The sequence below is a fragment of the Flavobacterium cryophilum genome (assembly GCF_048286555.1).
Lineage (GTDB): Bacteria > Bacteroidota > Bacteroidia > Flavobacteriales > Flavobacteriaceae > Flavobacterium.
In genome coordinates this window covers 101,892-118,014 of sequence record NZ_JBLVPZ010000003.1, presented here as the reverse complement: position 1 = coordinate 118,014, position 16,123 = coordinate 101,892, and the positions used below count along the sequence as shown (strand labels likewise).

16 protein-coding genes are annotated in these 16,123 nt (G+C 33.6%); 1 reads left to right on the top strand and 15 read right to left on the bottom strand.

From position 1 onward, the window contains the following. Window positions 1-130: 130 nt before the first annotated feature. From ACNQGJ_RS07295 to ACNQGJ_RS07230, 14 genes are all read right to left on the bottom strand, one after another. The gene (locus tag ACNQGJ_RS07295; RefSeq protein WP_417971559.1) at window positions 131-1,345 is read right to left on the bottom strand and encodes an ATP-grasp domain-containing protein; all 1,215 of its coding nucleotides are present in this window, start codon (window positions 1,343-1,345) and stop codon (window positions 131-133) included. A 3-nt stretch (window positions 1,346-1,348) separates the two neighbouring features. After that, window positions 1,349-2,782 carry a leucyl aminopeptidase family protein gene (locus ACNQGJ_RS07290; RefSeq protein ID WP_417971557.1) on the bottom strand — a complete coding sequence of 478 codons (1,434 nt, stop codon included), beginning with the start codon at window positions 2,780-2,782 and terminating at the stop codon, window positions 1,349-1,351. Window positions 2,783-2,867: 85 nt separating this feature from the next. Further along, the gene (locus tag ACNQGJ_RS07285; RefSeq protein ID WP_417971555.1) at window positions 2,868-4,004 is read right to left on the bottom strand and encodes an alpha/beta hydrolase; all 1,137 of its coding nucleotides are present in this window, start codon (window positions 4,002-4,004) and stop codon (window positions 2,868-2,870) included. 140 nt (window positions 4,005-4,144) lie between these two features. After that, window positions 4,145-4,744: a bifunctional phosphoribosyl-AMP cyclohydrolase/phosphoribosyl-ATP diphosphatase HisIE gene (hisIE, locus tag ACNQGJ_RS07280; protein WP_417971553.1), complete on the bottom strand. Its 600-nt coding sequence runs from the start codon at window positions 4,742-4,744 to the stop codon at window positions 4,145-4,147. 47 nt (window positions 4,745-4,791) lie between these two features. Continuing rightward, entirely contained in the window at window positions 4,792-5,547 is a 756-nt protein-coding gene (gene hisF, locus ACNQGJ_RS07275) for an imidazole glycerol phosphate synthase subunit HisF (RefSeq protein ID WP_417971551.1), read from the bottom strand. Between the two features lie 23 nt (window positions 5,548-5,570). Next, a complete protein-coding gene (locus ACNQGJ_RS07270; protein WP_417971549.1) occupies window positions 5,571-5,876 on the bottom strand; it encodes an NIPSNAP family protein in 306 nt (101 codons plus the stop codon). Window positions 5,877-5,896: 20 nt separating this feature from the next. Further along, a complete protein-coding gene (gene hisA, locus ACNQGJ_RS07265) occupies window positions 5,897-6,622 on the bottom strand; it encodes a 1-(5-phosphoribosyl)-5-[(5-phosphoribosylamino)methylideneamino]imidazole-4-carboxamide isomerase (protein WP_417971547.1) in 726 nt (241 codons plus the stop codon). Between the two features lie 52 nt (window positions 6,623-6,674). Then, entirely contained in the window at window positions 6,675-7,256 is a 582-nt protein-coding gene (hisH, locus tag ACNQGJ_RS07260) for an imidazole glycerol phosphate synthase subunit HisH (protein ID WP_417971545.1), read from the bottom strand. Between the two features lie 89 nt (window positions 7,257-7,345). After that, the gene (hisB, locus tag ACNQGJ_RS07255) at window positions 7,346-8,482 is read right to left on the bottom strand and encodes a bifunctional histidinol-phosphatase/imidazoleglycerol-phosphate dehydratase HisB (protein WP_417971543.1); all 1,137 of its coding nucleotides are present in this window, start codon (window positions 8,480-8,482) and stop codon (window positions 7,346-7,348) included. A gap of 23 nt (window positions 8,483-8,505) precedes the next feature. After that, the gene (gene hisC / locus ACNQGJ_RS07250) at window positions 8,506-9,555 is read right to left on the bottom strand and encodes a histidinol-phosphate transaminase (RefSeq protein ID WP_417971541.1); all 1,050 of its coding nucleotides are present in this window, start codon (window positions 9,553-9,555) and stop codon (window positions 8,506-8,508) included. Beyond that, window positions 9,545-10,837 (bottom strand): histidinol dehydrogenase, encoded by a 1,293-nt coding sequence (hisD, locus tag ACNQGJ_RS07245; RefSeq protein ID WP_417971539.1) that lies wholly within the window; start codon window positions 10,835-10,837, stop codon window positions 9,545-9,547. The genes hisC and hisD overlap by 11 nt, the downstream gene beginning before the upstream one ends. Window positions 10,838-10,903: 66 nt before the next feature. Continuing rightward, complete coding sequence (gene hisG, locus ACNQGJ_RS07240) at window positions 10,904-11,761, bottom strand: ATP phosphoribosyltransferase (protein WP_417971537.1); 858 nt, start codon at window positions 11,759-11,761, stop codon at window positions 10,904-10,906. Between the two features lie 281 nt (window positions 11,762-12,042). After that, on the bottom strand, window positions 12,043-12,552 hold the full coding sequence (locus ACNQGJ_RS07235; protein ID WP_417971535.1) for a hypothetical protein: 510 nt from the start codon (window positions 12,550-12,552) through the stop codon (window positions 12,043-12,045). A gap of 129 nt (window positions 12,553-12,681) precedes the next feature. Beyond that, complete coding sequence (locus tag ACNQGJ_RS07230; RefSeq protein ID WP_417971533.1) at window positions 12,682-12,816, bottom strand: hypothetical protein; 135 nt, start codon at window positions 12,814-12,816, stop codon at window positions 12,682-12,684. A gap of 102 nt (window positions 12,817-12,918) precedes the next feature. Between ACNQGJ_RS07230 and ACNQGJ_RS07225 the strand changes: the two genes are divergently transcribed. After that, window positions 12,919-15,018 (top strand): LTA synthase family protein, encoded by a 2,100-nt coding sequence (locus ACNQGJ_RS07225; RefSeq protein WP_417971531.1) that lies wholly within the window; start codon window positions 12,919-12,921, stop codon window positions 15,016-15,018. Window positions 15,019-15,070: 52 nt separating this feature from the next. Here ACNQGJ_RS07225 and ACNQGJ_RS07220 read toward each other — a convergent pair whose 3' ends face one another. Then, window positions 15,071-16,069 (bottom strand): zinc dependent phospholipase C family protein, encoded by a 999-nt coding sequence (locus ACNQGJ_RS07220; protein WP_417971529.1) that lies wholly within the window; start codon window positions 16,067-16,069, stop codon window positions 15,071-15,073. Window positions 16,070-16,123: the final 54 nt, after the last annotated feature.

The following is a 16,123-nucleotide window of genomic DNA, read 5'->3' as shown; positions in this document are numbered from 1 at the left end:
AACCGTTATTTTATTATAAAAATTTTGTTCAAGATATAAAAATTTATTCACTTGTAGATTAAGTAAACTTTAATAAAAAAGCGACTATCTCCACTGAAATAGTCGCTTTTTTTTAGTTTAGTGGTAGTATTTAATGCAAGTTAGTTACTTTGTTTTGTTCTATTACTGCAGTAAAATCATTGGCTAATCGATTGCCATAATCTTCTAGCAGGCCTAAAACTCTTTGCTGTTTCTCCGATTTTACAATCAATCCTGCATGATATTCTAATGGAACTTTGAAGCAAACTTCCGGATCTGAAAACGAAGATAAATTAGGATGCTGGAATTTTGACAAAGTCAAAACGATACCCGCATATCCTTTTTTTACTTTTGGTAAAGCGTATTTATTTTTTTTTACCAAGGCGTCTTCAATTGCCGCCCATTCTTTCCATAAATTAATGTTGGAAGCTTCGACAACCATTTCGGCTAAATGTGCCCCTCCTACTCTTGACGAAGTTTCCAGAAAATAAATCTGACCATCTTCCTTGCTTTTTATAAACTCCGTATGTGCTGCACCATGTTTCAATCCAAAGCCTTTCATCACTTGTTCATTCAACTTTTTTATCGCGATATCATCTCCTGAATTGTATTTAATATTAGCCGAACGGAAAACACCGCCATCCTGAGAAATTTCCATTGGTGTGGCTAAATATTTTGAAGATAAACTAAAAATTACTTTACTGTCTGAAATCAAACTATCACAATGATACACATCGCCAGGTTTGAATTGTTCTAATAGATATTTGAATCTATTATTCCCCATTTCATTAATATGAATCCACAAACTCTCTTTGTCATGTATTTTTATAATTCCTGTTGCCGAAGCTTCTGATCGTGGTTTCAAAACCCATGGCGCTGAAATCGTGTCCGCAAAAGTATTAATATCAGGATCATTAAATAATGAACAAAAAGAAGGAATTGGAATTCCGCAACTCTTCGCTCTCATGCGCATGGCGAGTTTATCTCTAAAATAACGTCCCGTAGTTTGTCCCATCCCATCAATGCGCAGGTTTTCCCTAAGGTACGTAGCTTTTTCGACATCATAATCATCTAAGGCAACAATGGCATCAACTTTAGTGGACTTCATAAAATTACCCACACCTAACAAAAGATGTTCTAAATTCCAATCTACATCTTGGCCTTCCATATAAAATATTGCATCAATATATTGATGTGGCCATGGTTTGTCTCTCAGTTTTTCACTCGTCACTAAATAAACTTTGTTTCCTAACTTCTTTAAATTAATTAAAAAATCGGCACCTTTAAAATAATTTGAAATACAGAGGAATGTTTTAGAGTTTTCCATACGTTATAGATTTTCAATAAATTTAGTTAATAAATGAACTCCATATGCTGTGGCATGTTTACTTTTAGCAAATTCATCATCGCCAAAAGCTACACCTGCAACATCAAGATGTGCCCAAGCTTTGTGTTCTTGGGTGAAATATTCTAAAAATTTTGCGGCGCTTATTGCTCCGGCAACGGGTTTTCCACTATAATTTTTCACATCGGCAATATCGCTTTCAATATCTGATTTATAGGCATCCCAAAGCGGTAAAGGCCACAAACGCTCTCCAATTGCATCGCCGCTTTCTTGTAATTTTTTAGCCATTTCGGCATTATTGGTAAACAAAGCACCACATTCATAGCCAAAAGTCCCCACGCTGCTTCCGGTAAGTGTAGCAATATCAACGATATATTCCGGTTTATAATTTTTAATCAAATACGATAATCCATCGGCTAAAACGAGTCGGCCTTCGGCATCTGTATCAATGATTTCTATTGAATGTCCGCTGTAACTGTGAATCACATCACTCGGCAAAAACGATTTGGCATCAACAGAATTTTCGGCACAGGGAACAATTGCGGTTACTTTAACAGGTAACTGCAGGTCGGCAATTAATTGCATCGCACCTAAAACTGCACCGCCACCAGCCATGTCACATTTCATGTGAACCATTCCCGCTGTTTTTATATTTAGTCCACCGGTATCAAAGGTGATTCCTTTCCCTACTAATCCAACGTGTTTTAGCTGCTTTAATTCCACTACAGGAGTGTAATTGATTATGATGAATTGGGGTTCATTCTCGCTACCTTTTCCTACCGCCAAAAATGCGCCTAGACCCGCTATTTTTGACGCTTCATAACCAAGAATTTCTACCTCAAATCCATATTTTACTCCAGTCTCCTTAGCCCAATTTGCCAAATATTTTGGAGTAACAGTATTAGGAGGCAAGTCGACCAAATTATAAGTTGCTAATTGTGCCTTGGCAATTTTAATTCCTTTTTTGGCTATAGCCAAATAATCTTTTTCAGAAACCAAATTCAAAATGAAATCAGGATCTAAAAAAGGATGCTCAATTTTATCCGATTTAAAATGGCCTAAATTATAAGTTCCTAAAAGCAGTCCCGAAACCATGGCTTCAACCTGATCCTCAGTAAATTGTTCCAATACAACTAACGCTACATTTGAACTAAAATTATCTTTATGTTTCGAAGAAATCCGCCGAAAAGCAGTTTTTAATGATTTATAATCTATCTCTTTTCCTAAGCCAATAAAAATATAGGTGTTGTTATTTTTTTCGACTAAATAGTACGTGTCTTTTTTTCCAAAAAAAACTTTTGAACTAATTTCCAATCCATTGTACACAATAGGAACAATACTTTTTGAATACGTTTCATAAACCGGAATCAAAATTGTTCCTGAAAAATCAGTTATGTTTTGTACTATATTTGTTTTCATTTGATCGTTTAATTTTTGTCTGCAATGGATTGATTCATATAAATGCAGTACGTTTTCTTTAGTTGAGACCGGATAAATAGAATATTTACGATTCTTTTGTATTAAAAAATAACCATTCTATTGCTTTGGGAAATTCATCACTCCAAAAAGTTTCATTATGTTTTCCTTGCCTATTAATGCTTAAATTAATCATCGATTTGACTTTTACAAATTCACTCAAAAGTAGATTTTCTTTAAAACTTTTTACATCCTCAATCATGGTTTTACTTTCATCTCCCCCAGCATAAAGATAGATTTTTGTATCTGCTGAATAGGCCTTTTTCGAATTAATTTTAAGTTCAGGAACTACCCAAAGCGACGGCGAAAAAATCATTAATTTACCATAAACTTCCGGGTTTCTCAATCCACTAAAAATAGTGATTAATCCGCCCATAGAACTTCCTCCAATTCCGGTAAATTCACGTTCTTTTTTAGTTCTAAAATTACTGTCTACGTATGGTTTTAGTGTATCCGTTAAAAAACGGATGTATTTTTTTCCATGTCCTTTTCCTAATACTGTTTTACCCACATTGTATTCTTGTACACGATCCTCTTCCGCATGTTCAATGGCGATTATAATAATTTTACCAATTTTATATTCTGACATTACCGCCAATTTTTTATCAATTTCCCAATTGCCAAATTCGGCTGATTCATTGAATAAGTTTTGGGCATCCTGCAAATACATCACCGGATAGCTCTCGCTTGAGTTATCGTAATCATGTGGTAATAAAGCCCAAATTTTCCTGGTTGTATTGAGCTGTGGAATTATAAATTCATCTGAAATCAGCTGAACTTGTGGTAAAAAAGATTGCTTAAACGGCAACCAATTTTTTCTCCATCTTGCTACATGTTCTTTTTGAACACCAGTATGATTAAGCGTCGAACGATTTTCTGTTCGATTACCATGGCTGTCAATTTCTACTTCACTCCAATCACCTTTTGTAAATTTATACAAAAGCGCTGCAGGATAATCAAAATCATGGTGAAATTTATAATGGTATAAACCAATACCCATTCTCTCCATCATAAATTCTTTGTCCTGAGTAAGCCAATTATTAAAATTTCCTGAAATATATACCGGTCTTGAATCATCTTCATCTGTTGTAAGGATTATATGTAGACCTGTATTTAGTATTGAATTATTTATCTGTTCTGGAAATATGGTATTATCTGAATTCATCACTTGCATTGGGGACTTTTAATTGTAAAATAATAGTAAATATAGGGGATTGGCATTTGAAATAAAAGAAAAAAGAAAAACCCAATAGTATATTCATTTACTATTGGGTTTTATTGATGTAAATTCTTTAAAAGAAATTTCTATTTTTGACGTGTTTTTAATACTTCAACGACGTCATTCAGCTTATATCCTTTGGCTTGTAATAAAATAAGATAATGAAAAAGCAAATCTGCACTTTCGCTTAAAAACAAATCATCGTTATCATCTTTGGCTTCAATAACTACTTCTATCGCTTCCTCTCCTACTTTTTGTGCAATTTTGTTGATCCCTAACTTAAACAATGAGGCAACATAACTTTTTTCAGAGTCTGCATTTTCTTTTCGAAGTTGAATTGTATGTTCTAAATTCGAAATAAAGCCATAATGTGCTGTATTTTCGTCCGCCCAACACGTATCGGTACCTTTATGACAAGTTGGTCCATCTGGTTTCACTTGAATCAATAACGTGTCGTTATCGCAGTCATTTTTGATGTCAATCAAATTCAAAAAGTTGCCACTTTCCTCTCCTTTTGTCCAAAGTCTTTGTTTTGTGCGACTATAAAATGTTACTTTTTTAGTTTCAACAGTTTTTTGGTACGCTTCGGCATTCATGAAACCTAACATTAAAACTGTTTTAGTTTCGCTGTCCTGAATTATTGCGGGAATTAATCCATCTGTATTTTTTGAGAAATCTATGTTCATGTTTTTTTAGTCTAAAGTTTAAAAGTCGAATGTCGTAATGGAAATATCTAAATTCTGACTTCTATATTATTGTTTTTAAGGGCTGTTTTTAATGTTTTAATTTTAATTTCTTTAAAATGAAATATACTTGCGGCCAATGCTGCATCGGCTTTTCCAACCACAAAAGTATCTACAAAATGTTGAATATTTCCTGCTCCTCCCGAAGCAATTATAGGAATATTAACTAATTCCGAAAGTCTTGCCAAAGCGTCATTTGCAAATCCGTTTTTAGTTCCATCATTGTCCATGGAGGTAAACAGGATTTCACCTGCACCTCTTTGTTCCACTTCTTTGGCCCAATCAAACAGGTTCAATTCAGTTGGCACTTTTCCGCCCACTAAATGAACAATCCATTGTCCATCTATCTGTTTGGCATCAATCGCGACAACAACGCATTGGCTACCAAATTTTTGTGCCAAGTCATTGATCAACTGCGGGTTTTTCACTGCAGATGAGTTAATGGAAACCTTATCAGCTCCGTTTTGCAATAAAATTTCTACGTCACTGACAGATGAAATTCCACCACCAACGGTAAACGGAATATTAATCGTCGAAGCGACTTTTCGTACCAAATCAACCAAGGTTTTTCGTCTTTCTTCCGTTGCCGAAATATCCAAAAAAACCAATTCATCAGCACCTTCATCCGAATATATTTTGGCCAATTCCACTGGATCTCCTGCATCACGCAAGTCCACAAAATTAACACCTTTTACGGTTCTTCCGTTTTTTATATCAAGACAGGGAATAATTCTTTTTGTAAGCATTTTAGTTGTTGTTAAAATCTTTTTTATTCAAAAACAGGACGTAAAAAGGTTCGTTCATAACTCAATATACATTTCGTGTCTTCTGCAATTTTGAAGGCTTCTATACACTCTTGATCTTCTAAAATCAGCCTTCTATAATTTTCGTATTCGGATAAACTAGGAAACGAAAACATTGCAAATGCTATATTATTTGCGCCTTCAGACGGCAAAAAATAACCGTGATGCTGCCCGCCAAAACGGTTGACTAATCTAATCCATCTTTTACCATACTCTTCAAAAATATCCAATTGAAAAGGGTCAATAATATATTTTACGTAACAAGTTATCATAATTTAAGCTTTGAGTTTGACTATTTACTAATTATAAACTGTTCCAATTGTTTCAACGAAATTCGTCCTTCATAAATGGCCTTACCAATTATTGTTCCTTCACAACCCAATTCAGCTAGCTTTGGTAATTCATCAAAAGTTGAGATTCCTCCTGAAGCAATCAATTTTATACCGCTGGCTTCCGCCAAAATTTTCGCGTATAAATCAAATGATGGTCCTTCAAGCATGCCGTCTTTGGCAATATCGGTACAAATTACATACTGAATTCCCTTTTTTTGATACTCTTGTATAAAGGGAATCAAATCTTCATTCGAATCCTCCAGCCAACCAGAAACTGCTACTTTTTCATTGTTGGCATCTGCTCCCAAAATAATTTTATCAGCGCCATATTCTACAATCCATTTCTCGAAAACTGCTCGGTTTTTTACTGCGATACTTCCGCCGGTAATTTGATTGGCACCACTCTCAAAAGCAATTTTCAAATCGGAATCGGATTTTAATCCACCACCAAAGTCAATTTTCAGTTTGGTTTTAGAAGCAATTTGTTCTAATATCTTATAATTGACAATTTGGCTTGATTTTGCGCCATCTAAATCAACTAAGTGAAGGTATTCTATTCCGTGCGCTTCAAATGATTTGGCCACTTCAAGAGGATTTTCATTGTATATGATTTTGGTATTGTAATCCCCTTTTGACAAGCGAACACATTTTCCGTCGATAATATCTATTGCGGGTATTATTCTCATTTATTTAAGTCTTAAAGTGTAAAAGTCAAAAGTCATAAAGACCCAACTTAATTTATAATTTTAAAAAATTACCAAGAATTTGCTCTCCAACGTCACCACTTTTTTCGGGATGAAATTGAGTTCCATAAAAATTTTCGTTTTCTAATGCTGAGGAATATTCTAGCTCGTAATTAGTTGTGGCAATAGTTTTTGTACAAAGAGGAGCATAAAAACTATGGACCAAATACATGTATTCATTCTCGGCAATTCCTTTGAACAGGTCTGATTTCAAATTGTAAATTTGGTTCCAGCCCATTTGTGGCACTTTTACTTTTGGCGTAAATTTGATCACATCAACATCAAAAATCGCCAAACCTTTTGTATTCCCTTCCTCAGATTTGTTGCACATCAGTTGCATACCCAAACAAATTCCTAAAACGGGTTGTTTTAAGTTTGGAATCAATGAATTCAAACCACTTTCTAAAAGCATTTTCATTGCTGAACTTGCTTCTCCAACGCCTGGAAAGATCACTTTATCGGCTGCTTTAATTTCGTCCGGATTATTGCTCAAAACTGCTTTAAATCCCAATCTTTCGATGGCAAACATAATGCTTTGAATGTTTCCTGCGCCGTAATTTATGATTACTATTTTCATTTATATTGGTCTTAAAGTTGTAAAGTCAAAAGTCATAAAGTCAGTACCGAACCACTTTTAGACTTTAAGACTTTTGTCTTTCGACTGAATTAAAGCATTCCTTTCGTACTTGGCAAAATCATCTTTTCGGTATCCCGCTTTACGGCTACTTTTATTGCTTTGGCGAAAGCTTTAAAAATGGCTTCAATCTTGTGATGTTCGTTTGTTCCTTCGGCTTTGATGTTGATATTGGCTTTCGCACCATCCGAGAAGGATTTGAAGAAATGATAAAACATCTCTGTTGGCATTTTTCCTACCATCTCCCGTTTGAATTCGGTTTCCCAAACCAGCCAGTTTCTGCCTCCAAAATCAATAGCCACTTGGGCTAAGCAGTCATCCATTGGCAAACAAAAACCATAACGTTCAATACCTAATTTATTTCCTAATGCTTTTGCAAAAACTTCTCCAAGTGCAATCGCTGTATCTTCAATCGTGTGGTGTTCATCTACTTCTAAATCTCCTTTCACAAGGATTTCTAAATCCATTTGCCCGTGACGTGCAATCTGGTCCAGCATGTGGTCGAAAAAAGCAATTCCGGTTTCAATTTTACTTTTTCCTGTTCCGTCCAGGTTTACGTTGATGTAAATATCCGTTTCGTTTGTTTTTCTCTCTATTGAAGCGGAACGTTCTTCTAATTTCAAAAACTCATAAATGGTTTTCCAATCCGTAGTTTGCAAGGTAATAACATCTTCCAATTCGTGTCTTTTGGAGGATATTTCATCACCGCCTAATTCTTCGTCCGTATTGATAAAAATCGCTTTTGAACCTAAGTTTTTGGCCAATTCCACATCTGTTATTCTGTCTCCGATGACGAATGAATTTTTTAAATCATACTCTGGATTATTAATATATTTTGTCAGCAAACCTATTGCTGGTTTGCGCGTTGCTGCATTTTCGTGTGGAAATGTTTTGTCAATTAATACCTCTTTGAAAACAACGCCTTCATTTTTAAAAGCTTTCATAATTAAATTATGCACGGGCCAAAAGTTAATTTCCGGATGCGAATCAGTTCCTAAACCATCTTGATTGGTTACCATCACCAATTCGAAATCCAGTTCGTTAGCTATTTTTCCAAGGTATTGAAAAGCTTTTGGATAAAATTCTAATTTTTCAAAACTATCCAATTGATAATCATTTGGTTCTAAAACCATTGTTCCGTCACGATCTATAAAAAGTATTTTTTTCATTAAAAAAGTTTAAAGTTGAAGATTTAAAGTTGTTTTAAAACCTCAATTAATTTCATATTTTCTTGTTCAGTTCCAACAGTAAAACGCAAACAATTATCACATAAAGGTTGGGTTGTTCTGTTTCTAATTACGATTCCTTTTGCAATCAATTCATCATACCTTTTATTGGCATCATCCACTTTTATCAAAATAAAATTAGCTTCTGTCGGATAAATTTTTTCGACAAAATTTACATTAAGTAATACTTTAAGTAACTCTTCTCTTTGCTCAATAATAGAGCTAATTTCAGCTTTTATTTGTTCTAAATTATCTAAACGTTGCAAAGCTTTTTTTTGAGTAAGTTCATTCACATTGTAAGGGGGCTTTATTTTATTTAAAACCTTAATCACTGCGGCAGAGGCATAACAAATTCCTAATCGGATTCCAGCCAATCCATATGCTTTAGATAACGTTTGGGTAATGACTAAATTTGGATATTCATCTAATTCATTAATCCAACTATCTTTTTTAGAAAAATCAATATACGCCTCATCAATCACCACTAGGCCGTTAAAATTTTTCAGTAAATAAACTACGCTTTCATCCAAGAAAGAATTCCCGGTTGGGTTATTTGGCGAACACAAAAAGATTATTTTGGTGGTTGAATTGATAGCTTCTATAATTTTTTCAATTTGAGGTTGAAAATCTTCTGAAAGCAAGACTTCTTTATTTTCTACGGCATTAATATTTGCCAAAACGCCATACATTCCGTAGGTTGGAGGCAAAGTAATTACATTATCTTTTTTTGGTTCGCAAAATGCTCTGAATAACAAATCCAGTACTTCATCGCTTCCATTACCAAGCAAGATTTGATTTGTTTTGACATTTCTTAGTTTAGCCAAAACCTCTTTTACACTAACTTGTTGTGGATCTGGATACCGATTTATACCATTTTCAAAAGGATTTTCATTGGCATCCAAAAAAATCATATCCTTAGTGTCAAAATCTTCAAATTCATCACGAGCCGAAGAATATGGTTTCAATTGCTTTACGTTTTCTCTAACCAAATTATTTATATCGAAATTATTTCCCATTTTGAATCGCTTTTAATCGTAATGTAACTGCATTCTTGTGTGCTTGTAAACCTTCTGCTTCTGCCATAATTTCGATTGCTCTGCCGATATTTTGTATTCCTTTTTCAGTTATTTTTTGAAAAGTCATCGCTTTAGTAAAACTATCGAGATTTACACCGCTATAATTCTTGGCATAACCGTTGGTTGGCAAGGTGTGATTCGTTCCTGAAGCGTAATCACCAGCACTCTCAGGAGTGTAATTTCCTATGAACACAGAGCCAGCGTTATAAACGCCATTGCTGTAAAAATCATCAAATTCAGAACAAATAATAAAGTGTTCCGGTCCATATTCATTTATTAATTCCAAAGCGATTTTATCATTTTCGACAAAAATTAATTTAGAATTAGCAATCGCTTTTTCAGCAATGGCTTTTCTTGGCAACGCTTTTATTTGGATTTGTATTTCATTCTCAACAGCATCAATTAATTTTTTGGAAGTAGAAACTAAAATTACCTGACTGTCAGCTCCGTGCTCTGCCTGTGATAACAAATCAGAGGCTACAAAAGCCGGAATAGCAGTATCATCGGCTACGATCAATAATTCCGAAGGACCAGCCGGCATATCGATTGCCACTCCAAATTGCGTTGCCAATTGTTTAGCGACCGTAACATATTGGTTTCCAGGACCAAAAATTTTATATACCTTAGGAATCGTTTCCGTACCAAAAGTCATTCCTGCAATCGCCTGAATGCCGCCTACTTTCAAAATTTTGGTTACGCCACATAAATTTGCAGCATATAAAATTGCGGGATTTATAGCGCCATTTTTATCCGGAGGAGAACATAAAACAACTTCGTTACAACCTGCAATTTCTGCAGGAACGGCTAACATCAATACTGTCGAAAATAATGGAGCTGTTCCTCCAGGGATATATAAACCTATCTTTTGAATCGGTCTTTTTTCCTGCCAACAGTTAACTCCTTCGATTGTTTCTACTGCTACTCTTTTCGTTTTTTGTGCTGTATGAAATTTTTTAATATTTAACTTTGCAAGTGAAATCGCTTCTTTTAAATCTGTAGAAATTGATGCAATGGCTTGTTCAATTTCAGCTTTAGTAACTTCAATTGTATCTATTTTAGCACCGTCAAAAAGTGATGTATATTTTGCCACAGCAATATCTCCCTTTTTTTGTACTTCCTTAAATATTTCTTTTACTGTCGCCTCAATATCATCAACAGTTTTTGTAGGTCGTTCTAAAATGGAGGTCCAGGTTTCTGGTTTTGGATTGTATATTTTATTCATGATATTATTTTTAAAAGCAAAGTCCACAATGAATTTTCAGATAAAATTCTTTAAAATTTAAAACTCTTATAGTACCATTTTTTCGATTGGGCAAATTAAAATTCCCTCGGCTCCTGCTTCTTTTAATTGATCAATCACGTCCCAAAAACTGTCTTTATCAATTACCGAGTGCACACTGCTCCAGCCTTCCTGTGCCAAAGGTAGTACGGTAAGACTTCGTAAAACGGGAAGAATTTTACCAATAGCTTCAATTTTATCGTTAGGAACATTCATCAAAATGTATTTTGATTTTCTGGCCCTTAAAACGGATTCAATTCTGAATTGTAATGTATCTATTAATTTTTGAACTTCTGGAGTGACTTTTGGGGAAACAGCTAACACCGCTTCGCTTTGCAAAATAACTTCTACTTCTTTCAGATTATTTTTAAATAAAGTACTTCCACTGGAAACAATATCGACAATTGCATCTGCTAAACCTATATTTGGAGCAATTTCTACCGAACCTGAGATTTGGTGAATATCAACCTTTAGTCCAAAAGAACTGAAATAATCGTTTACTGTATTCGGATACGATGTTGCAATACGCATCCCGTCTAAATCTTTTAATGAATTGTATTCGAACGTTTTTGGAACAGCAACAGAAACTTTACATTTTGAAAATCCTAATTTTTGTGCAATTATAATATTTTTCCCTTTTTCAACTAAAAGGTTATCTCCAACAATAGCTGCATCTACAACGCCATCAATTAAATACTGAGGAATATCAGAGTTTCGAAGAAATAAAACTTCTAACGGAAAATTTGTTGCTGATGCTTTTAGTTGATCATTTCCATTATTTATAGAAATACCGCAGTCTTTTAAAATTTGAATGCTGTCTTCGTTTAATCGTCCTGATTTTTGAATTGCAATTTTTAATGTACTCATTTTGTCTTTTTTGTTTTGTTTAAAATATTTTGATTGAGTACAAATATTGGGTAATAAAAAACCCGTTTGATGTACTCAAACGGGTTTTTAGAATATGATGATTTACACACATATTATTAACACATCGCTTGAGAGCAATAATGAAAATGATGATGATGCAATTGATTTGTAAACATTTTTGTGTGTCTTTTAGAATTAAATTCTTTTGCAAATATAAGAGATAAATTAATTAAAAAGCAATTTTTATTCTAACTTAAATATTAATTTTTGTTAAATTAAATTTATTTAACATCCTCTTTGTATTCTTTATTAATAGTTGAATTTTCATTTACAGTTTTGGAACCAACAGGAACGTCTCTAATTTCTGTATGTCGAATTTCACCTCCGGTTGTCCCTACTTTTTGGAGTAAAAAAAGACTTGCAATTCCCAAACCAAGAATCAAAAACGAAATTACTTTTTCTTTAGAATTATTCCTGAAACTTAAAAATAAAGTCAAGAGAGATAAACCTCCCAGAGCGTATAATAAAAGCGCCAATTTTTCTGCTAATTCTTCATGTTCATGAATAATAGCTTTACCAATATTTGGGAAATCCTCAACCATCTCCTCTGCTCCTTCGCCTGTTCCCATACTGAGCGCTCCAAAAATAGCCGCAGTAATGAACACAACGTAAGCCGTATTTTTAACCGAAATATTATTCAAAAACATTCCTGCAATTAAAATTGCAATTCCAAAAATGGTTCCGATTAAAGGAAAATGGTTTACAACCATGTGTAAATGAGCATCATTCATATTATTTGTATTTAATTAATTAGTTAAATCGAAAACAGCTTTTTTTAAAATTCTTGAAGAAGTATTAATTAATGTACTAAGAAGTGTTTCGGCAAATTTTCTCGATTTCTCGTTAACTTTGACATCAACTTACTTAAATGGATCTTCGTTTTTTTGATTCGGCAGTAAAAGTACGAAATTTTTGTTGTTTTCTGTCATTATAGCTTCAGATGGAATTGTCATCCCTTTTTCGATAGCAGTTATAATTTCAGCTTTTGCAAACATTCCTGTTACTAATTTTTTACTTTATAGCTTCGTTTAAAACAGTACGCAATTCTTAAAAGAAAGGTGAAAATTATGCATACTTTTGTTCACAAAAACTGCACAATGAATTTTCTTAAAAAATCGTCACCTTTCTATTTTTTATTGCTCTTTTACATTACCGTAAGCTTTTTTTTACGAGTTGTCCTCTACTTTCATCCCATAACACAAACATCATTTTCTTGGACTGATACACTGTCCCTTTTTGTGTTTGGGTTTATATCTGACTTTTTTATTTTTGTTTTACTCAGTGGATTTTTATGGCTTTACCTCATTTTTATATCCAATTGTAAATATTTAAAACCGTACAGTTATATTGTTTTAGGATTATTAGTCGCTCTATTGCTTTATGTTTCATCCGGAAAAACCATACTCAATGAATATGGCAGTGCTTTACCCAAAATTGCAATAAGTTTTGTAGCAATAAAGACATTTTTGTTTGGATTATTACTTTTCCTTCCAAAATACCGAAACCAAATCAGGTTTTGGTTGTTCACATTTGTAATTTTTCTTTACGTGATTTTAATTTTACAAAATGGAATCAGCGAATACTTTTTTTGGAATGAATTTGGCGTAAAATACAATTTTATCGCAGTAAATTACTTGGTGTACACCAATGAAGTTCTTGGAAATATTATGGAATCGTATCCTGTAATCCCATTGTTTTCAGCACTCTTTATTATTGCAGGGATAATAACGTATCTCATTGTAAATAAATCAAAAAACTATATTGAAAACATTCCTGGTTTAGTAGAAAAAATAAAATTGTCTGGAATATATGTAGTGCTGATTGGCCTTTCTTTGCTAGCGATACCATTTTTGTCCGCTAAAGAAAAATCTCAAAATGTTTTTGCAAATGAACTACAAGCCAATGGTATCTATAAATTCTATCTGGCATTTATGCACAGTGAACTGGATTATTTTAAATTTTACAAAACAATTCCGAATAGCGAAGCATTTGCACAATTAAAGCAACAAATTCCTTCTATTTCAGGAGAGACAACGTTGCGACAAATAAAAAATGAAGCTGCGGAAAATCATAAAAATGTGGTACTGATAACAATCGAAAGTTACAGTGCGGAGTTTTTGAAGATGTATGGTAACGAAAAAAATATTACGCCATTTTTAGACAGTTTGGCAACCAAAAGTTTAGTTTTTACAAACCTCTATGCTGTAGGTAATAGAACGGTTCGTGGTCTTGAAGCCGTTACTTTATGTTTACCGCCTACCGCTGGGGAAAGTGTGGTGAAACGTGAAGACAATAAAAATAAATTCTCAACGGGACATTTATTCAAACAAAGAGGCTATGCCGTAAAATTCATGTATGGAGGCGATGCTTTTTTTGACAATATGGAAGATTTCTTTTCAGGAAATGATTATGAAATTGTTGACAAAAAAACGTTTGCACCAAATGAAATTACTTTTGCTAATATTTGGGGCGTTTGTGATGAAGACATGTATAATAAAGCAATTCAAGTAATGAACAAAGAAGCAGCTGCTGATAAGCCGTTCTTTAATCATATTATGACCGTGAGCAATCACAGACCTTTCACTTATCCAAATGGTAAAATTGATATTCCAGGTGATGCAAAATCTCGTGATGGCGGTGTAAAATACACAGATTATGCAATGAAAAAATTCTTTGAAATGGCCAAAAAACAACCTTGGTTTACCAATACCGTTTTTGTAATACTAGCCGATCATTGTGCTTCCAGTGCAGGAAAAACAGAACTTCCAGCAGATAAATACAGGATTCCGGCAATGATTTACAGTCCTGGTTTTATAAAACCTCAAAAATATACGCACTTAATGTCACAAATTGATGTTATGCCAACGGTATTTGGCTTACTTAACTTTGATTATCAAAGCAAATTTTATGGTCAGGATGTTTTACAACCGAATTACAAACCCAGAGCATTGATTGCTACGTATCAGGATTTAGGATTAATAAAAGACAATATTTTGACCATAATTTCACCCAAACAGAAAGTCAAACAATTTCAATTATCGTTAAAACCAAATCAGAAAGTAAGTTCTGATTTTCAAATTTTTTACGATCAGATACTCTTAACTAAAGAAAGAACAGATTTAGTACATGAAACAATAGCGTACTTTCAAACGGCCTCATATATGTTGAAGGAAAAGAAAGATCAACAAATCAATTAAAAAAACGGGTGCGATTAAATTCACACCCGTTTGTTAATTATAAATTTATTGATTATTCTTTTTCATTTATTAAACCAAAAAGATTTCCTTTTTCAAAAATTTTTAAATCCTTTTTCAAATTTTTATTGTTGCGTTTGGTAAGTTCAGCAGCATCAAGAGTACTTAAATCTGGCTTTCCTGCATTTACCCAAGCCGTGTACCAAAAACTTGCTGTAGCTGTAATGGCTTTTTTCATTTGTTGTTCGACCATTCCGTTTAAATCGGTGTGTAATTTAGCTGCATATTCATCAGAATATAACATTCCGCCATATTTGTTTTTGACAACATTACCAGCTGCATCTGTTACGTACATTTTATTTTCTGTAGTTGCAATTCTTAATTTTTTATCAGTAGCCAATAGTGGTTCCACTAAACTGTGGGTATCAAAAATTATATCCCAAGTTGCTTTGTCTACATCCTCTAAATATTTTCCCTGTGCTACATTCAAGTTGTAATTTTTAGCAAATAACTCTGGCAAACGGCTTTCCCATAAAGAGTGAATTCCTTTTTGATTGGTATTTTGTCCATCGTGATTATCTGATGTATGCAACGGCATGTGCGCATCTGCAATGTAATGACCTAAATCACCGGCGATAAATAAGATTTCATTTTTTCTTTTGTCCTTGAATGCTTTAGTCAGTTTCACCATCATATCCTGAATGTACCAAGGTAATATTCCGTTTTTATTCAAAAATTTCTCATCATATTTCAGTTTAGCGTCTTTCATTGTTTTAGGCAAAGCTGCTGCTGCGCCAAAATTTTCCATATCAAAATAATGACGTGGTGGTTCTTCTTTATCATTCAAAACATTTCTTCTCAAATCTGGAACAGTAGATTCTTGCGTAATAAAATCAATATGGTTGTAAAAAAAAGTCTGTAATGGTTTTGGAAGTGCCATTACTGCCGCTCTATTGATTCGTTCATGTCCTATAACTCCCCATGACAAAAGAAAAAAAGCAACTGCAAGAGTAGATAACACAACAAGTGTAGGTCTGATTGTAAAATTTTTCATTAATTTTATTTTTTTGAAGTACAAATGTATTTCTTTAAATCGTTATTAGAAAAA